This window comes from Prosthecobacter sp. (assembly GCF_049294395.1).
In the GTDB taxonomy this organism is placed as follows: domain Bacteria; phylum Verrucomicrobiota; class Verrucomicrobiia; order Verrucomicrobiales; family Verrucomicrobiaceae; genus Prosthecobacter.
This window is the reverse complement of sequence record NZ_JBAQCR010000262.1, coordinates 1-19351: the sequence shown is the minus strand read 5'-3', so window position 1 is coordinate 19351 and position 19351 is coordinate 1. Positions and strand designations below refer to the sequence as shown.

16 protein-coding genes are annotated in these 19351 nt (G+C 60.1%); 10 read left to right on the top strand and 6 right to left on the bottom strand.

Annotation, left to right across the window (positions count from 1 at the left end; translation table 11 throughout):
- From WAW39_RS17970 to WAW39_RS17955, 4 genes are all read left to right on the top strand, one after another.
- Positions 1-375, top strand: a 375-nt coding sequence (locus WAW39_RS17970; protein ID WP_422320568.1) for a TolC family protein, incomplete at its 5' end; no start/stop codon positions are given.
- 112 nt (positions 376-487) lie between these two features.
- Positions 488-2572 carry an FAD-dependent oxidoreductase gene (locus tag WAW39_RS17965; RefSeq protein ID WP_422320567.1) on the top strand — a complete coding sequence of 695 codons (2085 nt, stop codon included), beginning with the start codon at positions 488-490 and terminating at the stop codon, positions 2570-2572.
- A gap of 3 nt (positions 2573-2575) precedes the next feature.
- A complete protein-coding gene (locus WAW39_RS17960; RefSeq protein WP_422320566.1) occupies positions 2576-3088 on the top strand; it encodes a hypothetical protein in 513 nt (170 codons plus the stop codon).
- Positions 3089-3136: 48 nt separating this feature from the next.
- Complete coding sequence (locus WAW39_RS17955; protein ID WP_422320565.1) at positions 3137-5584, top strand: PPC domain-containing protein; 2448 nt, start codon at positions 3137-3139, stop codon at positions 5582-5584.
- A 55-nt stretch (positions 5585-5639) separates the two neighbouring features.
- Here the strand turns inward: WAW39_RS17955 and WAW39_RS17950 are convergent, their stop codons facing one another.
- The 3 genes from WAW39_RS17950 to WAW39_RS17940 form a co-directional block, all read right to left on the bottom strand.
- A complete protein-coding gene (locus tag WAW39_RS17950; RefSeq protein ID WP_422320564.1) occupies positions 5640-6494 on the bottom strand; it encodes a hypothetical protein in 855 nt (284 codons plus the stop codon).
- A gap of 16 nt (positions 6495-6510) precedes the next feature.
- On the bottom strand, positions 6511-7302 hold the full coding sequence (locus WAW39_RS17945) for a dienelactone hydrolase family protein (RefSeq protein WP_422320563.1): 792 nt from the start codon (positions 7300-7302) through the stop codon (positions 6511-6513).
- Positions 7303-7375: 73 nt separating this feature from the next.
- Complete coding sequence (locus tag WAW39_RS17940) at positions 7376-8053, bottom strand: 3-keto-disaccharide hydrolase (RefSeq protein WP_422320562.1); 678 nt, start codon at positions 8051-8053, stop codon at positions 7376-7378.
- Positions 8054-8201: 148 nt separating this feature from the next.
- On the opposite strand from WAW39_RS17940, the gene WAW39_RS17935 reads away from it, so the two are divergent.
- The 6 genes from WAW39_RS17935 to WAW39_RS17910 all read left to right on the top strand — a co-directional run bounded on the left by WAW39_RS17935 (position 8202) and on the right by WAW39_RS17910 (position 14255).
- Positions 8202-9881: a ribulokinase gene (locus WAW39_RS17935; RefSeq protein WP_422320561.1), complete on the top strand. Its 1680-nt coding sequence runs from the start codon at positions 8202-8204 to the stop codon at positions 9879-9881.
- 43 nt (positions 9882-9924) lie between these two features.
- Positions 9925-10467 (top strand): hypothetical protein, encoded by a 543-nt coding sequence (locus WAW39_RS17930; protein WP_422320560.1) that lies wholly within the window; start codon positions 9925-9927, stop codon positions 10465-10467.
- A complete protein-coding gene (locus WAW39_RS17925) occupies positions 10464-11033 on the top strand; it encodes a hypothetical protein (protein WP_422320559.1) in 570 nt (189 codons plus the stop codon). Before WAW39_RS17930 ends, WAW39_RS17925 begins: the two co-directional genes overlap by 4 nt.
- Before the next feature lie 5 nt (positions 11034-11038).
- Positions 11039-11239 (top strand): hypothetical protein, encoded by a 201-nt coding sequence (locus WAW39_RS17920; RefSeq protein ID WP_422320558.1) that lies wholly within the window; start codon positions 11039-11041, stop codon positions 11237-11239.
- Positions 11240-11304: 65 nt separating this feature from the next.
- A complete protein-coding gene (locus WAW39_RS17915) occupies positions 11305-12606 on the top strand; it encodes a PQQ-binding-like beta-propeller repeat protein (protein ID WP_422320557.1) in 1302 nt (433 codons plus the stop codon).
- Positions 12607-13277: 671 nt separating this feature from the next.
- Positions 13278-14255, top strand: a complete 978-nt coding sequence (locus tag WAW39_RS17910) for an SMP-30/gluconolactonase/LRE family protein (RefSeq protein WP_422320556.1) — start codon at positions 13278-13280, stop codon at positions 14253-14255.
- Between the two features lie 338 nt (positions 14256-14593).
- On the opposite strand, the gene WAW39_RS17905 is transcribed toward WAW39_RS17910, so the two are convergent.
- From WAW39_RS17905 to WAW39_RS17895, 3 genes are all read right to left on the bottom strand, one after another.
- Positions 14594-15817: a M20/M25/M40 family metallo-hydrolase gene (locus WAW39_RS17905; protein WP_422320555.1), complete on the bottom strand. Its 1224-nt coding sequence runs from the start codon at positions 15815-15817 to the stop codon at positions 14594-14596.
- Positions 15814-16797, bottom strand: a complete 984-nt coding sequence (locus WAW39_RS17900) for an enolase C-terminal domain-like protein (protein ID WP_422320554.1) — start codon at positions 16795-16797, stop codon at positions 15814-15816. Before WAW39_RS17900 ends, WAW39_RS17905 begins: the two co-directional genes overlap by 4 nt.
- Positions 16798-16873: 76 nt before the next feature.
- Positions 16874-19237, bottom strand: coding sequence for a type II secretion system protein GspD (locus WAW39_RS17895; RefSeq protein ID WP_422320553.1), 2364 nt, complete (start codon positions 19235-19237; stop codon positions 16874-16876).
- Positions 19238-19351: the final 114 nt, after the last annotated feature.

Below are 19351 nucleotides of genomic sequence, written 5' to 3'. Positions count from 1 at the left end.
CCCAGCATGACCTTGCCGATTTTTCAGGGTGGAAGGCTGCGGGCGAATTTGAAGGCCAGCAAGGCGGCTTACGACGAGACTCTGGCCAACTACCGCCAGAGCATTCTGGTGGCCCTGCAGGAAGTCGAGGACAGCCTCATCGATGCGAGAGCCTACGCCAAGCAGGGGCAGGCGCTGGATGCAGCCATCGCCGCCGCGCAGGAGACGCAGCGTCTGGCCGAACTGCGCTACCAGAAAGGTCTCGCCAGCTACTTTGAAGTCGTGGATGCCAACCGCACCGTGCTCAATGCCAAGCTGCTTTCCGCCCAGGTGGAAGGCCAACGCCTCATGGCTGCTGTGGCGATGCTGAAGGCTCTCGGCGGCGGCTGGCAGTGATCAGAGGCTGGTGCAAAAGTGGGGGACGGATGAGGGCGAAACATTCTGTTTGCCGATTCCTTTCATGCGGCGATGGAATTGAACCGGCTCAGCCAACCCCCAACTTCAAGCCATGCAATTGCGCACCCTTCTAGCCTCCCTCCTGCTTTCCAGTCAGGTTCTTCACGCAGCCGATCATGACATCGTCATCTACGGCGGCACCTGCTCCGCCGTCATCGCCGCTGTGCAGGCCAAGAAGATGGGCAAGAGCGTCATTGTCGTCTCGCCTGACAAGCACCTCGGCGGATTGAGCAGTGGCGGCCTCGGCTTCACCGACACCGGCAACAAAGCCGTCATCGGCGGCCTCTCCCGCGACTTTTACCATCGCGTCTGGCAGCACTACGACAAGGACTCCGCCTGGGTGCAGCAGAAGAAATCCGAATACGGCGGCAAAGGCCAGGGCACGCCTGCCGTGGATGGCGAAAACCGCACCATGTGGATCTTTGAGCCGCATGTGGCGGAGCAGATCTTTGAAGATTACGTCAAGGAGTTCGGTCTCGAAGTCGTGCGCGACGAGTGGCTGGACCGCGCCAAGGGCGTGAAGAAGGACGGGGATAAAATCACCTCCATCACCACCCTCAGCGGCAAGACCTACGCTGGCAAAATGTTCATCGATGCGACCTACGAAGGCGATTTGATGGCAGCTGCCGGCGTGGATTATCACGTGGGCCGTGAGGCGACTTCTGTGTATGATGAGAAGTGGAATGGCATTCAGGTCGGCGTGCTGCATCACCGCCACCACTTCGGCGCGGTGAAGGAACCCATCAGCGCCTACAAGGTGCCGGGAGATCCCAAAAGCGGCGTTCTACCACGCGTGAGCACGGAGTCTCCAGGTGAGTACGGTGCTGGCGACAAGCGCGTGCAGGCCTACTGCTTCCGCTCCTGCTACACGAATGATCCGAGCAACCGCATCCCTTTTCCCAAGCCTGAAGGCTATGATGCAAACCAGTACGAAATCCTGCTGCGCGTGCTGAACGCAGGCTGGGGCGAGTTCTTCGAGAAGTTCGACCCCATCCCAAATCACAAGACCGACACCAACAACCACGGCCCCTTCAGCTTCGACAACATCGGCTACAACTACGACTACCCTGAAGGCAGTTATGAAAAGCGCCGCGAGATCATCGCCGAGCACCGCCAGTATCAGCAGGGCTTGCTGTGGTTCGTGGCCAACGACCCCCGCGTGCCCAAGAAGGTGCAGGAAGAACTGCAGACCTGGGGCCTGCCCAAGGATGAATTCACCGACAACGGCAACTGGAGCCACCAGCTCTACATCCGCGAAGCTCGCCGCATGGTCGGCAGCTATGTGATGACGGAAAACGAACTCCTCAAAAAACGCCCCACTCCGGACAGCGTCGGCATGGGCAGCTACGGCATCGATTCGCACAACATCCAGCGTTACATCACGCCTGAAGGCAATGTGCAAAACGAAGGCGACATCGGCGTGAGCACCAAAGGTCCCTATGAGATCGCCTATGGTTCCTTGGTTCCCAAGAAAGGGCAGGGGAGCAACCTCCTCGTCCCCGTTGCCTTGTCCGCCAGCCACATCGCCTACGGCAGCATCCGCATGGAGCCCGTGTTCATGATCCTCGGCCAGAGCGCGGCCACCGCCGCCGTACTCGCCATCGACGACGGCATCCCGGTGCAGAATGTGCCATATGAAAAGCTCAAGACGCAGATTCTCAAAGACGGCCAGATCCTGCATTTCGACGGCCCCACCACCCTGCGCGGCATCGATCCGAAATCCCTCAAAGGCATCGTCATGGATGACACCGATGCCAAGGTGACGGGCGAGTGGAAAGAAAGCGGCGCCGCCAAGGCTTTCATCGGCGACGGCTACAGCCACGATGGCAACACCAAGGACGGCAAATGCAGCCTGCGCTTTGAACCCAAGCTCACCAAGCCCGGCAAATATCGCCTCATGCTGGCCTCCCCGCCCAACAGCAACCGCGCCAGCAATGCTCCTGTGGAAGTCCAGTACGCAGGTGGCGTGAAGAAAATGAAGATCGACCTCAAGTCTCCCAAAGCAGGCGAAGGCCTGTTCTGGATCGACCTCGGTGAATACGAGTGTGGCAACGACACCTCCATCACGATTTCCAACGAAGGCGCGGACGGCTACGTGGTCGTGGATGGCGCACGCTGGCTGCCGGTGGAGGACTGAGACATGAGCAAGGCTGCGTTGCTGCGACGCTACCATCTAGTTCTGGGCCTCTTCATCATCGGTCTGATCCTGAGCGGACTCACGGCCTTCCCCCTGCTGCATGAACTGCGGCTGATGGCCTCCTGGCTCGGCATCCAGCATCACGCCGAGTACGCCAGTCATGGCGGGCTGTCTTTCTGGATCGGTTATGTCTGGCATGGGCTGGAGGTCACTCAGGCGCAGTTTCCTTTCGTCGCCTACGGCACGGACTGGCTGGCGTTCGGCCACATCATGATCGCGGTCTTTTTTATCGCCGGGCCCTGGCGCGATCCGCTGCCCAATGCCTGGGTGCTGAAGGTGGGCCTCTTTGCCTGTGCCGCAGTTGCTCCCCTGGCACTGATCTGTGGCGCGGTGCGCTGCATTCCTCTCTACTGGCGGCTGGTGGACTGTTCTTTTGGCCTTTTTGGGGCTCTGCCGCTCCTTTATTGCCTGCATCTGGTGCGCCAAATGTCCGCAGGAACTTCACGCAATTCGTAATTTTCGCCTTTTCCAGGGCGTATGCTGAACGACCCCTACCTCATTGTCATGTCCACCATCCGTCATTTGATCCTCATCACCGCAGCCTGTGCCACCAGTGCCTTTGCGGCGTACCCTACCTTCAACACGACGGTGCCAAACGGCGGCCAGCGTGGCACGGAGGTCAAGCTCACCGTCACGGGGACCCAGCTGGCAGACTTTGAGAGCATGATCTTCTTCTCCCCCGGCTTCACCCAAAAGAGCGTGGACAAGGTGGAGCCCAACAAGGTGCAGCTCACCATCGGCATCGCTCTGGATGTGCCTCCTGGAAATCACCTCATGCGCATCCGCACGAAGTCCGGCATGTCACATGCCCGCCAGTTCTTCGTGGGCATCTTCCCGAACGTGGATGAGAAGGAGCCCAACAGCGACTTCGAATCTCCCCAAGTCATCCAGCTGAATCAAACGATCGAGGGCGTCGTGCAAAACGAAGACGTGGACTACTACCGCGTCAGCCTCAAGAAAGGCCAGCGCCTCTCCGTCGAAGTGGACGGCCTCCGCCTCGGCTACACCGTGTTTGACCCCTTCCTGGCCATCATTGACAAAGACCGCTTCGAAAAGGTGATCTCTGACGACACCATCCTCCACCGTCAGGATGGTTACTGCTCTTATGTGGCTGAAGAAGATGGCGACTACACCGTCATGATCCGCGAATCCTCCTACCGTGGCGGTGGCAATTCCTACTACCGCCTGCACGTCGGCGGTTTCCGCCGCCCTGATGTCGTCTATCCCGCCGGTGGCAAGATCGGCTCCAAGACCAAAGTGCGCCTCATCGAGCGCGACAGCTCCTTTGAAGAAGAGGTTCAGCTGCCAGCGGAAATCGACCCTGACTACATGCTCTTCTCGAAGTCCCAGGAGCCCGCTCCTTCCGGCAACCCATTCCGTCTTGTCAACTATGACAACGTGCTCGAAGCCGAGCCCAACGATGAGCAGGCGAAGGCCACGGTCGCCCCAGGTTCCCCAATCGCCCTCAACGGCATCATCGAGAAACCCGGTGACATCGATTTCTTCAAAGTGCCGCTCAAGAAAGGCATGACGCTGGAAGTGCAGGCCTTTGCTCAGAGCCTCGGCTCCCCGCTCGACAGCGTGGTGAACATCTACAATGCCAAAGGCGGCTCCATCAGCGGCAACGACGACGGTGGTGGCCGCCGCCGTCTCGACAGCAAGTTCAAAGTCGCCATTCCAGCGGACGGCGACTACTTCGTGCGCGTGGCCGATCATCTGGAACGCGGCGGTGCCAACTACGTCTATCGCCTTGAACTCATCGCCGCAGAGCCTGAGGTCTTCTTTGCCTCGCCTCAGTACTCGGTGAACGACAACAACTACCGCCAGTTCATCGCGGTTCCCAAAGGCGGACGGTATGCCACGCTCGTCAACGTCAGCCGCAACAACGTCGGCGGCGACTTCAAGTTTGACGTCCAGAACATGCCCCAGGGCGTGAAACTGCTCACCGAAATGGCCCCGAAAGACCTCGGCAGCGTGCCGTTGCTTTTTGAAGCCACTGCGGATGCACCACTCGGTCATCAGGTCGTCCCCATCTCTCTCAATGCCGTCGATCCGAACACCAAGACACGTGGCAAGCTGCGCCAGGAGTTCGACATCGTGCGCAATGGCAACGTCGTCTACTACACCCAGATCGAAGACCGCCTGCCCGTCGCCGTCGTGGAGGAGGCTCCCTACTCCCTCGAAATCGTCAAGCCTGCCGTGCCGCTGGTGAACAACGGCATTCTCGAACTCAAGGTCGTCTCCAAGCGCAAGGAAGGCTTCAAGGCCCCCATCCGTGTGCTCATGATCTGGAAGCCCAACGGTGTCAGCGCCTTGGGCGAGCAGACCATTCCGGAAGGCCAGAACGAGTGCGTCTTCCAGCTGGATGCCAATGCCGGAACACCGGCCGGTTCTTGGAATTTCACCGTCATGGGCGAGGCCGATGCCGGCAAGGGCCGCATCTACAATGCGTCTCCATTCACGGCAGTCGTCACCGCGCCGGCCTACATCACCGCGCCGGCCATCCCGCTCGTCGCCGTGGAGCAGGGCAAGGAAGCCGTCATGGTCGCCAAGCTGGAGCAGCTCCTGCCATTCGATGGCGAGGCCACCGCCCAGGTTCTCGGCGTCCCGGACACCATCCCGATCGAGCCTGCCAAGATCACCAAGGACACCAAGGAAGTTTCCTTCAAGGTGAAGACGAACGACAAGTCGCCCATCGGCAAGCAGGCCAACCTGTTTGTGCGTGTCGATGTTCCTGTGAAGGGCACCAATGCCACCACGATCCATCGCATTGCGCTCGGCTCCATCCTGCGCATCGACGCCCCTCGCAAGGTGGTCGCTCCGCCACCTGCAGCCCCCGTTCTCGCCGCCAACAAGCCCAAGGAAGCCCCCAAGCCTGCTGCTCCGGCCGCTCCCAAAGTTCTCTCCCGCCTTGAGCAGCTCCGTCTGGAAGCCGCCGGCGCTAAGAAATAAGCCGGCTATATTCAGCTTTGAATTTGTGATGAGGAAGGCTGCGGCCTTCCTCATTTCATTTGGCGTGAGGCAGATCCCAGGCCTTCAGCCACTCCACCTTCGTGCGCTTGAAGCCCTTCTTCAGCAGGCGCTCCTCCATGTCTCCCAGATGTGCCGCGCCGTAAAAGATGGCAATGCGCTTTTTCCCGGCTGCAATCTCCTTGTCCATGACCTGCAGCGCCACCTTGTTCCGCTCGCCCACGAGCACGGTGCCGTCGCCGGTTTCCATGCCCGCCATGATGTCCTCCACACTGTCGAACTCCTGAGCTATCATGCGCTTCAGCTCCGTGCTGCTGTCCTTCATCGTCAGAATCTTCAGCAGCATCACCATCCCGGCGGCATCGGAATTGACCCCGCGCTTTTCGTTGACCTCTTTCTGCGCCTGCGCGGCCTTGAGGTAGAGCGAAAGGAAGCTCTCCTGCTTCTCGGTCTGCGTCTGAGTAAACTGGGACATGTCCATGTCCGCATGCACGAAATTCTTCGCCGTGTAGTCGATGCCTTCGAGCTGGCCGTGCAGCTTCAGCGTGTCGCGCATCATGGTCTGCAGCTGGCCCACCCACTGGAGCTTTTCCGCCTGCTTCTTGGCCTCGGGTTTGCCCCGTTCCTCAAAGGACGGGCCGACGAGTTCGTACAGCACCGCCTCATAGCCTTTGAACCGCACGTTCAGTCCATCGAAATACGCCTTGTCAGCGATGTGGATGGCCCCCACGAGATCCACTTTGACCTTCTGTGGCGACTCATAGCTCACCACCGCCGTTTGCAGGCTGTCGCTCTCATCCTCCTCCACAAACCGGATGAAGTTCGTGGGCTCTTCCGCTGCCGTCAGCACGGCAAAGGCCAGAGTGGCTTGCAGCAGCAGAAATCGTTTCATGGTCGGCCTCCTTGTTTCAGCCTTCCGTCTTGAAAATGCGTGCGAAGAAGGCCTTCATTTCCTCCCAGGAGGCCTTGTCGGCGGCTTCGTTGTAGGCTGCACCTTTGCTGTTGTCATTGCCCGCAGCCTTCTGCGTGAAGGCATGCACCGCGCCGGGGTAGCTCACCAGCTTGTAGTCCACCTTCGCGTCCTTCATCTCCTGCTCAAACGCGGCGATGTCCTTGGCTGGCACAAAGGGGTCGTCCGCGCCATGCAGCGCCAGCACCTTGCCCTTGATGTTCTTGCCGTCGGCAGGAGTCGGGGAATCGAGCCCGCCATGGAAGCTCACCACACCCTTGATCAGTGCGCCACTGCGGGCCAGCTCGATCACTCCCGTGCCGCCAAAGCAGTAGCCGATGGCGGCGACTTTGGAGAGGTCCGTCTGCGGGTCCTTGTCCAGCACCTCCAGCGCGGAAAGCATGCGTTCGCGGTACAGCTTGCGGTTGCCTTTGTACTTGCCGGCCTCCTTGCCAGCTTCTGGAGGCTGCGGGCGGATGCCTTTGCCATAGATGTCGGCGGCGAAAACATTGTAGCCGAGCTCCGCCAGCATGCGGGCCCGCATCTTCTCGTTGTCGCTCAGGCCGGTCCACTGGTGGATGATGAGCACAGAGGGCAGCTTGCCCGTCTTGGCGGTATCGACGACGTGCAGGCCTTCGCAGAGCACGTCTCCAGATTTGTATTCGACGACAGTTTCCTTGATCTCAGCCTTCAGCAGGTTGGTGGAAAGGAGCAGGGAGGAGATGAAAAGCAGAGCGCGGTTGGTTTTCATGGTTGTGGGGGCAGTGTACACAGAAGGAAGCGAGTTTTCCAACTCGTTTCCCGGATGAACTCGAAAGATGTTTCTACTTGAGTTCTTGAATGCGGATGTTTTTCCACATCACTTCCTTGCCCACCGCTTCGGTTTTTTTGCCAATCCCGTGCACCTGCAGGGCGATGACGCCCTCGGCGGTCATGTCATCGGTGAAGTCCGCAGCCAGGACCCCATTGATGAAAGTCTTGATGCTGCTGCCACGGCACTCGATGCGCGCCTGGTTCCACTCTCCCTGCCTGAAGGCCTTGCGCGCCGCCTCGTTGTTCTTCAGATCAAAGAGCCAGCCACGGCGGCCTTCGTCATACACGCCGCCCGTGAAGGCACGCGCACTCGGATCAATCTCAAACTGGTAGCCATGCACCCGATCCGCCGGGAATTTCTTCTTTTTCCCCGCGATCTCCACTTCCGTCTCCTGCGTGTAGTAGTTGCTGCGGAACTGAATCCCCGAGTTCATCGACGGATCGACCTTGAACTCGAGTTCCATGATGAAGTTCCCGTACTTCTTCGTCGTGCACAGGAAGGAGTTTCCCGTGTCCGGCACCGTCTTGCCCACCACCGCACCATTTTCCACACGGTACTCCGCCTTGCCGCTGTGCTGCTCCCAGCCTGCGAGAGTTGTGCCATCAAACAGAGGGACAAAAGCGTCCTCGGCATGCAGGGCGGCAGTGAGGGTGAAAACAGCGGCGAAAGAAAGCAGACGGTTGGTCATAAGGCGGTGGTAAACGGCCTGCCGCACACGGTCTTTCTCCTCTCCTGCATCAAGAACCGTCACACTCCGGTCACAAACCTTGTCCGGTTTTGGCTCGCACTGCGGGATGAACCCGCTAAAACATCCGCAGACTGCTCCAACCCAACTCATGAAGCGCTACTCCCTCGGCATCGACTACGGCACCAATTCCTGCCGCTCTCTCCTCATCGACCTCGACAACGGTGCCGAAGTCGGCTCCACCGTCTTCAATTACCCGAGCGGCGAGATGGGCATCCTGCTCGATCCCAAAGACCCGCACGTCGCCCGGCAAAACCCGCAGGACTATCTCGACGGCCTCGAAGCCGTGGTGCGCGGTGCTCTCCAGCAGGCGCGGACAAACGTCCCCGGCTTTGATCCCGCTCAGGTCATCGGCATCGGCATCGACACCACCGGCAGCACCCCCATTCCGGTGAACAAAGAAGGTACTCCACTCGGCCTGCTGCCCGAGTTTAAGAACAACCTCAACGCCATGGTCTGGCTCTGGAAAGACCACACCGGCTACGCCGAGGCAGCAGAGATCACGCAGCTAGCCCATGAGATGCGGCCCAACATCATCGCCAAATGCGGAGGCATCTACTCCAGCGAATGGTGGTGGAGCAAAATCCTCCGCCTCCGCCGCGTGGACGCCCAGGTCTTCGAGGCCGCATTCAGCTTCGTCGAGCACTGCGACTGGATTCCCGCCGTGCTCACCGGTAACACCGATCCCCTCACGCTCAAGCGCGGCGTCTGCAGCGCCGGACACAAGGCCATGTTCAGCACCGAGTGGGGCGGCCTCCCGGACAAAGAATTCCTCGCCAAGCTCGATCCCGCCCTCGCTGATCTCCGCGACCGCCTCTATTCCGTGGCCCACACCGCCGATGTGAAGGCCGGCTCTCTCTGCGCCGAATGGTCCCAGCGCCTCGGTCTCAAAGAAGGCATCGCCATCAGCGTCGGCACCTTTGATGCGCACATGGGCGCGGTCGGCGCAGGCATCAAAGAAGGCACGCTGGTCAAAATCCTCGGCACCAGCACCTGCGATCTCATGATTGCTCCTACCAGCAAACCGTTGGCAGACATCCCCGGCGTCTGCGGCATCGTGAACGGCTCCGTGCTCCCCGGCTACTACGGCATCGAGGCCGGACAGAGCGCCGTGGGCGACATCTTCCTCTGGTTCGTCAATCACCTCGTGCCCGACACCTACGGCACCACCGTGGGCGAAAAATTCGTCAACATGGAGAAGGCCATGCTCGGGAAAAAGCCCGGCTCCACCGGCCTGCTCGCGCTCGATTGGAACAACGGCAACCGCACCATCCTCGTCGATGTCCGCCTCACCGGCCTGCTCCTCGGCCAGACCCTCCACACCGAGGCGCACGAAATCTACCGCGCCTACATTGAAGCCACCGCCTTCGGTGCCCTCACCATCATCAAACGCGTCGAAGAATACGGCGTCAAAATCGAGGAAGTCATCAACACCGGCGGCCTCTCCATCAAAAACGCCACCCTCATGCAGTGCTACGCCGACATCATCGGCAAGCCCATGAAAGTCAGCCAGAGCGAGCAGACCTGCGCCCTCGGTGCGGCCATCTTCGGTGCCGCCGCCGCCGGGGCAGGGGACATCCACACCCTCCAGTCCCAGATCACCGCCACCCGCGAAAAAGTCTATTACCCCATTCCCGAGAACCAGGCCGTTTACGCCGAACTCTACACCCTCTACCGCACCCTCCACGACGCCTTCGGCACCACCGAATGGAGCGGCAAGATCAATCACGTCATGAAGCAGCTCCTCGACATCCGCGCTCGGCAGAGCTGAGGGGAGGGCTTGTTTTTGAGCCGAGCTCGGCTAAACTCCCTCTGTGGAAACAGAAACCCTGGCCCGCAAACTTGGCACTACCACGCACCTTTCCCCTCTTTTGATGAAGGCGCGTCGGCTGGGGCTGCGTGTGCCTGAGGATCTGCGCACGCTGGCTGTTCAGCGGGGGTGCCGTCACTACTGGCAGGGAGATGAGCCTGCGGGCGAACTTGTCCCCGTGGAAGTCTTCTCCAACGAGGAACTTGCCGTGGCGCTGCTTTCCATCGCGCAGGTTTACGATCCTTATTCGATCCGCTGCGGGGCTGCCATGCTCGGAGCGGAAGGGAATGATCCGCAGGTGCTGGCGCGGCTTGCGGTTTGGGAACGCAGCGAAATGGTCGTCGCCTATGTGGCGGCATGCGGTAGGAAATACGAACCGGACAATTCTTTTTGGACTGAACTGCTGGCGCTGCTGCCGCCCATGCCGGAGCCTAAAGACGGCGTGATGCCTCATCCCACCCGCTTCGTGGCGATGAATGGTTACGAGCGGCATGTGGGGAGGAAAACTACTTTTGAATGGCAGCGTCCACGGCGTTTTGCGGCATGACTAATGCTGAGATTATTGCCTCCACCCTGGATGGTTTGCTCGACCATGAGGTTTCATTGGTGGCTTATGGCCGTGCCTCCATCGCGCTTGGGTTCGATGACGTGCCTGCAGCCATTGGACGTTCATTGGACATGGATGTGATTTTACGCTTCTCCAAGTCCGCTGAACTTGAAGCAGATGACCAGTTTTGGGAGGCCCAGGCCCGGGTGAATGCAATCTTGGAAAAGCAGGGCCTCTACATGACACATCTGTTTCAAGAGGATCAGGTCTTTCTCCGCCCGGACTGGGAGAATTTCATCGTTCCGGTGCTCCGTCCGGCCACTCGCTTTCTGAAGCTCTTTCGTCCTCACACCATCGACCTCATTCTGACCAAAATGATGCGAGGCAACGACCCTCAGGACATGCAGGATGTGGAGTTCCTGATCCGACACGATGGCATCACCAGCGAACAGATGGAGCCCGCCTTTCGCGACGTGCGCATGCCGGACATCCAGGAACTGCGCGATGCCTTCGAACGTGCGCTGCCGGTGGTGAGGCGGTTGCTCGACACTTCTTCGCCCTCGTGAGCACCATGGACTGGCGCCACATCCTTTACCCAGCCCTGCTTATTCTGCTCCTCTGGCTGGGACCGTATGTGTCTGTCATCTTCCAGCAGGATTTCTCCAAAACCTCGCCGGACACCTCGGCCAGTGATCGCCGCCTCATCCGTCTCTGCCTGCGCGGCGTGATCGTCATCACAGCCGCCCTGCTCCTGCTCTGGTGGCTCGGCTGATGTGGAGGAAGCTCTTAGCCTCATTCTCGCAAGCTCCCCCCTCTCCCCGGCGTTTTCTCCCACTCATGACTTTCCGCACGCTTTCCCTGCTCCTCGCTCTCACCCCTGCGCTCCTGCCTGCCGAAGACTGGCCGCAGTGGCGCGGCCCGCGTCTCGATGGCACGTCCAAAGACACCGGATTTCCGATCTCCGCAGATGGCAATGTCACATGGAAGGTGGAGCTCCCCGGCAGTGGCCACGCCTCGCCCATCGTATGGCAGGATCGCATCTTCATCGTCGCTGCACTGCCTGAAACCCAAGAGCGCGCGCTTCTCTGTCTCGATCGCGCATCGGGCAAACAACTCTGGCAGTCCACGGTGGTCAAAGCGCCCATCGAGAGCATCCACAAACTCAACAGCCAGGCCTCCAGCACTCCCGCCACTGATGGCGAGCGCATCTTCACTGCCTTCCTCGACAACACCGAGACTGACGCCACACGTGCGGCGAATGCCGGTCGAGTCATCGGCAAAGGCGAAGTGCCAAAGGGCACCGTCGTCATCTCCGCACACGACTTCAGTGGCAAACAAATCTGGCAGGTGCGCCCCGGCCTCTTCTCCAGCAAACACGGCTTCTGCTCCAGCCCCATCGTTTTTGAAGACAAAGTCATCGTCAATTGCGACCACGATGGCGACGGCTACATCGTCGCCCTCGCCAGAACCGACGGCAAAGAACTGTGGCGCATCGCACGCCCCAACAACACCCGCAGCTACTGCGTCCCGCTCATCCGCGACATCGGCGGCCGCACGCAGATGGTCCTCTCCGGCACGATGTGCGTCACCAGCTACGATCCCCGCACCGGCAAGCTCCTCTGGATCATCGACGGCCCCACCGAGCAGTTCGTCGCCTCAATCGTCTATAGCGATCAATCCGGCCTCCTTTACATGACCGGCGGCTTCCCCGAGCACCACCTCCTCGCCATCAAGCCCGACGGCAGCGGCAACGTCACCAACACCCACATCGTCTGGCGCACCAACAAAGGCGTGTCCTACGTCCCATCACCGCTCATCGAGAGCAGCCATCTGCTCAATGTCTCAGACTCCGGCGTCGCCCACTGCTTCGATGCCAAGTCCGGCGAGATCCAATGGGAGGAGCGCATGCGCGAGCACCACGCCTCTCTCACCAGCGCCGAAGGCCACGTCTTTTTCATCAACGACTTCGGCATCCTCCGCACCGTCCAGCCCGACAAAACCTACAAGCTCCTCGCCGAAAGCGAGCTCAAGGAAAAAGTCTTCGCCTCCCCCGCACTCAGCGAAGGCCAGATCTTCATCCGCTCCGAAACAAGCCTCATCTGCCTCGGCAAACGCACCACCAAAACAGCAGCACGGTGAGTGCATGGTTTCGCGAGACTGCCAGCAGACCACGATTGACCACCAGATGAGTTAGGAACGCCGCCGCCACTGCCATCTGGCGTTTCCCCTGGCGTGATCACCACAGTTCTGAAATCAACACCTAACGATGGAGCACAATCCGCCTGATTCACCGCTTTGCAGCTCTTGCGGACTGCATTCAGCGCACACCTTTCTCACGGAGATCATCAACGGAGTGATGACCAGCAGCTCATTGTGCGATGAGTGTGCAAGCCTGCGGCAGGTGGGCGCCGATGCAGATGGCATTTCGATTCATGATGCGAAGTGCTATTATTGTGGCGACAAGGCTGCGAGCGGATCAATGAACCAGGTATGGGAGTTGCCCGCTCGGAAGATGACGATGCACTACACCTGCCTTCGGTGCATGGGGCTTTACCACCAGTTTTATCTTGAGGCCCTCGGCTCTGTTCCTGGGCATCTCACCCCCGAGGATCAGCTCCAGCGCATGGAGGCAATGGTGGGGGAAATTGATTCCCGTGTGAGATCGATAATTTCTGAATGAACCTCCGTGAAGCAAGGTGTGAACGATCAATTTAGGTCATTTGCTTTTTTCTCGTCCACCCATGTAAATCAGAAACCTGGCGATTCCTTCAGTTAAAGCTCGTTTAGATCCCTTTCCACCCACTCTCCCCATGCTCCCCCGCACACTCTCCCTGCTCCTTGCAACCTCCCTAGCAGCCTTCGCTGCGGAACCCGTCCCCGCATTCCACGGCTCCATCGAAAAGCTCGATCCCGCCCTCGACACCCTGCTCGCCCCTGATACAAAAATCGAAGTCCTCGCCTCCGGCTTCAACTGGTCCGAGGGCCCCGTCTGGCGGGATGGCGGCATCGTCTTCTCAGATGTGCCGGAGAACACCGTCTTCGGCTGGAAGGAAGGCGACACCGCAGCCAAGGTCGTGCTCAAACCCAGCGGCAGTCTCAGCGGAGATGGGCAGGGCTCGAACGGCCTCCAAGTCGATGCCCAGGGAAATCTCATCCTCTGCCAGCATGGCGAGCGCCGCATCGCACGTCTGGAAAAAGACGGCACCTTCACCTCGCTCGCGGATAAATACGAAGGCAAGCGCTTCAACAGCCCCAACGATCTCGTCATCGCCAAGAGCGGCACCATCTTCTTCACCGATCCTCCTTACGGTTTGAAGAAAGGTGAAGCACCAGAGCTCCCGCAGCACGGCGTGTACTCCGTCACTCCTGCTGGCAAAGTCTCGCTGTTAATCTCAGACATTCGTTTCCCAAATGGCATCGCGCTCAGCCCCGACCAAAAGACCCTCTACATCGCCGTGTCTGATCCGAAGAACACTCGCGTGATGGCCTACGATCTTCAGGACGACGGCACTATAAAAAACGGCCGCGTCTTCTTCAATGCCCAGCCTCTCAAAAGTGCCGAACGCAAAGGCGGCTGCGATGGCATGAAGGTGGATGCCAATGGCAACATCTGGACCACCGGCCCCGGCGGCGTCCTGATCATCAGCAAAGAAGGCAAACACCTCGGCAGCATCCTCACCGGCCAGGCCACGGCAAACTGCGCCTTCGGCGGCGCTGACCGCAGCATCCTCTACATCACCGCAGACATGTTCCTGCTGCGCGTGAAGACGCTGACAAAAGGGCTCTAGAGCAATTCGTAAAATTCATTTCCCGATCAAGCCGAGCATTCCGATATGGACTGCGGTCGCGTAGTGAGGAACGAACGCAGCTACCGCTTTCGCCGGACTCGGGGACGCATGCGTGGCAGAAAATTCCCGTAAGCGGGAGCCGGTGATTCTTCGCCAGCCGGTCACTTGACGCACACCACGAGCCACTCGAAAGCAGCAGCTCCTCGCAGCGGCACTCCAATGCGCTCCGCAGAGGCAAAGTCTAAAAATACCGCTTCTTTTGGAAGTCAGTTTTGGAAACTGCTCTAACAAGGCAGGGGGCTTCTGACCTCGATCATGGTGAGTCAGGCCGCGTCACTTCAAACCGCAACCTCACCACCCTGCACAAGCTTCACCAGCGCCAGCGCATTCATCACCGCCTTCGGCACAAACGATCCCGGCTCCACATACTCAGGCAGCTTGCTCCCGTCAGCGCTGCGTTCAGAACAGTGCGCATTGGCACCATAGGGTCCGAGGCCATCGAGTGTGGGCGCCAGATGCCACAGGTGGTTGGCATCGCTCAAGCCACCGCGCGGCACAGAGACCGCCGTGAGATTCATCATCGCAGCGGCTTCGTGCCAGAGGTGAAAGAGAGCCTCAGACTCCACACCCCCCCGCCATGCAGCCGTGTGGCCCGTGCGTTTCGCCGTGAGTTTCGCGCCATTGTCAGCCTTGCCGCTGAGCAGCGCAAAAAAATCATCTGCCTGCTGCAATGCCGCAGGCTCCGTGGCCCGGCACTCCCACTCGGCCACGGCCTCATGCGGTACGCGATTCACAACGGTGCCCCCCTGCACCATGCCGATGTTCACCGTGCGTTCGGTTTCAGCATCGGTCATGTCCGCGATGTCCGGCAGCACACGGGCGAGCGCATCGATCGCATTGATGCCCTCATGGTGCTTGCTGCCCGCATGCGCGGCCTTGCCTTCGGCGCTGAGCCTCCACGTACTGCGCCCTTTGCGCGAGGTGACAATGTGCCAGCCGCGCTCATCCGCCGGCCCGCCTTCAAACACCAGCACCGCGCGCGCTTTCCCTCCGCAACGGTCAGTGGTCACACGGCCAAAATCGTCCCCCGTGATTTCTTCAGCGGCATTGGCAGCCACGAGCCAGTGCGTGCGCTCAAACACTTCCGGCGCAGCCTCCCGCAGGCTTTGCAAGATGAGCCAGATCAAGGCCGTGCCGCCTTTGTTATCCACGGTGCCCGGCCCATAGATGCGGCCTTCATCGGGGCGCTCGTCCCACTTGAAATCATTCAGCCGTTCTTCCTCGGGTGGAAACACCGTGTCTGAATGCGTGACGAGAACGATAGGTTCACCACCCTGACCGCGATGCGTGAGAAAGAGGTGATGGCCGGTGCCGGGAGTGATACAGGGCGCAAGTTCAGCCTCAAAACCCAGCGGCGCAAAAGCGGCTGCAGTCAGTCGGGCCACTTCATCCACGCCTTCAGAATTGGCGGTGAAGCTGTTGATGGCCACAAGACGGCGCAGGAAGTCGAGCGCAGCCGGGAGGTGGCGTTCAGCGGCAGATTGGAAAAGAGAAACATTCATCGCGGTACAGCGCCAATGCCTGGGCGGTTGGGCATGATCAGGTTGCCGCTGGCATCATACGTGATGCCCGTGAAGTCGTCATCGGCCACATAGAAATGCCCGTCGAGGTCGATCCAGTCGGCCCACGGCGCCAGATGCGCCGCTGCCGTGGTGCCCAGGCTGGTTTCGATCATGCAGCCCAGGAGGATCTGCAGACTGTGCTCCTTCGCCGCCGCGATCATGGCCACAGCAGCGTCCAGGCTGCCGCTTTTGAGGAGCTTGATGTTCACGCCATCCACGAAGTCGGCGAGCGCGATGACATCCTCCACCGTTTGCACGCTTTCATCCGCGAAGATCGGCGGGGGATTGCCTGGAAGCAGCGCACGCAGTTCCTCCCAGCCATCGACTCCAAGGCGGTGATGGATGGGCTGCTCGATCAGCGTCGGACTGTATTCCGCAACCTTCTCGATCATGAGCGGTGCCTCGGCCATGTCCCAGCCGCCGTTCACATCCAGCAGCAGTTTCGCATGCGGCGCAGCGTAGCGTGCGACGGAGACGGTGGCAATGTCCAGCCCCAGGTCACCAGAGCCGAGCTTGAGTTTGAGCACGGGAAATTGGGTGGCGATCTCGCGAACCTTGTCCGCAAAGACGTCGAGATCCTCGGGAATGCTGAAGGAGCGGCAGCCGGGAGGCGTGTGATGCACGGGCATGCCCAGCTTTGACTCGGCGTAGGCTGCCAGTGTCCGGCCGGTCTGGTGGCCGATGATGTCATGGCGCAGCAGATTGAGCGCGAGGCCTGCGGTGCGCGGCAGTACTTCCGGCAGCACGGCTTGATTGAGCACGGCCAGCGTCAGCGCCGGATCTTCTCCATAGTAGGGGACAAACGGGGCCTCAGTGACGAGCTCCCCATTCGAAACACGGAGCACCTGGCGCGTAGCCGAGGTGCCGTGGGCGATGCGAAAAGGCTCGCTGAGATGAAGGGTTTTGATCTCGAAGTGCAAGGCTCCCAGTCAAAGGTCAAGAGCCCCGCAGGTCAAGGAATCCTGTCTCGATCTTGTCTCGTGCTTCTCTTCCGAGTCACTGCGGCTTCGGATCGCGGCTGAACATGCGCTGGAAGAAGTTTTTCTTCCTGGCCGGCACCTCGACCGGCTCAGGTACGGGCGGCGGCGGCACCTGCGGAAAGCGCTGGGCTGCCTGAGCCCCCGACGTGGTGCGAATGTCTTCGCTCAGCGAGGTCTTGCGGACGCTTTCGGTGTCAGTCACGACCTGCGGCTGAATGAAAACAATCAGCTCCTTGCGGGTCACGCTGTTGTTGTCCGTGCGGAAGAGCTTGCCCAGACCGGGGATTTTGCCGAGGAAGGGGATGCCGTTCTGGCCGAGATTTTTCTCCTCGGAAATGAGGCCGCCGAGCACGATCGTGTTGCGGTCCGGGATGGTGACGGAGGTCACAAGCTGCTCGGTGCCGATGATCGGGACCAGGTTGGGTGTGATGAGCTGGGTGCCGATGAGAGTGTCGTTGATTTGAGAAATGGTGAGCGTGACTTCGCCATCGGTGTTGATCAGCGGCACGACCTCGAGTTTCAGAACCACATCCAGGTAGCTGGTGGTGGACGTGACGGTGCCGTTGAGGTTGGCGGCGTTCGTGACGGTGCTCGCCGGATACGGAACTTTGCGCCCGGAAGAGATGACCGCCTTCTTGTTGTTCAGGGCGAAAATGGAGGGCCGGGAGAGGACTTTGAAATTACTGTTCGTCTGCAGCGCGTTGAGGAAGATGCTCAGACCGCTGCCGGCGGCTCCATACAGGTTCAGGCCTGAGGTGGGACCGAAGGGCGCGGTAATCGCATTGTTGCGCAGGTCATTGATGGCGCGTCCCGCGCCGCCCGTCGTGCCAAGGATGTCCGTGCGGCTGGTGATGCTGCTGGCACTGAAGTTCTTGTTGGTAAGAGAGGAGATGTAATCCACCCCGGTGGTCATCGTGTCGGTGAGGGTCAGTTCGCCGATGACGGTGGCGAGGTAAACCTGCGAAGGCTTGCGGTCGAGCTTGTCGAGCAGGGCATCGACTTTGGAGATCTCCTCCTGCCGACCAATCACGATGATCGTGTTCGACATCGGGTCTGCGACGATGCGGCTCTTGCCGACAAGCACGGACACTGGGGCATTGTTTTCCGTGGGACCGGACACGACGTCAGCACGGGAGCCTCCAGTGCTTGTAGCTGATGATGTGGTGCCGGTGGTTCCTGTGGACGCACTGGCGGTGTCAGAGCCAGATGCGGAGGAGGCGGTGTTGCCCACCACGCCACCCCGTGTGCCCTGGGTGGTTCTGCCCCCAAGGAGCTGGCTGCTGTTCGTCGCCAGCACCTGCTGGCGCTGTTGTTGAATGCTGCCCCCGCCCGGCAGTTGGGTGGTGCCGGCGTTCACTTCCTGCAACCGGTCCACCAGCGCACTCAAGACATCCAGGGCGGCGGCATACTTGAGCTTGCGCTCATACGGCTCCGTGCTGTCCAGCGGCTTGTCAAATTCAGCAATGAGGCTGGCGACGTAGGTGTAGTCCAGCGGCGAAGCGACGACTAGGATCTGGTTCAAACGCGTGTCTGCCACCACCTGCGTGCTGGGCTGGGGATTCAGCGCATTTTGATTCGATGACAGCGATGAAGTGTTTGGCATGGACGGGGGTCTTGGGGCGTTGTTGTCACCGCCTTTGTTGTCTCGCCCATCACTGGCGGCAGAGCCACGGATGGTGTTCACGCCTTTCGTTTCCTTTTCCTGCGCCTGCGCATTCAAGGTGGCCTGGATGATCTGGGCGATCACTGCGGCATCGGCAAATTTGATGGGAATGAATTTCGTGACCAGCGTGGAGCCGGTGTCACCGAGATCAATGGCTTCGCGGATGCCGATGAGCTGCTTGACGATCGTGGCGCTTTCCGTGATCAGCAGTCCGGGCGGGGAAGTCACCGGTGTGATGCGGCCATAAGCACCCAGACCGACGTGACCTGAGAACATGGTGGCCGCGTCTTCAGGGGCGAGGTAGTCCAGCTTCATGAAGTAGGACACGATGCTTTCACCGTCAGGAATGTCCATGGCGCTGGTGTAAAACCTCACCCCATGGGAGAACTGGACGGCATTCGCGCTTTGATTGCGTGCTGGCAGGATCTTGGCGCTGTTGCTGCCAGGCTCGTTCACGATGGCGTAGCCGTTCGCGAGCAGTGAGGCCTCGATGAGCTTGATGGCCTCGGCCTTGGGAACCTGCTTGGGGGTGACAAGGCTGATCGTAGCCCCTTCAAAAATGTTGGTGTCCTTGATCAGCGTGTAGCCCGTGAGCTTTTCATAGATCGCCAGCAGGTCGGCCACGGGATTGTTGGCAAACTGCATCATGACGTTGTCTCCGGTGATCTGGAAGGCCTCCGCCTCTCCTGCGGGACCACCCGCGCCGTCAGCACTCATGCCGCCAGGACCACCAAAACCACCGCCCGGTGCTCCAAAGACACCACGGCGGCCAAAACCGCTTCTCCCTCCGCCAGGGAAGCCGCCTGCAGGAGGACGCGCACCGTCGGGAGG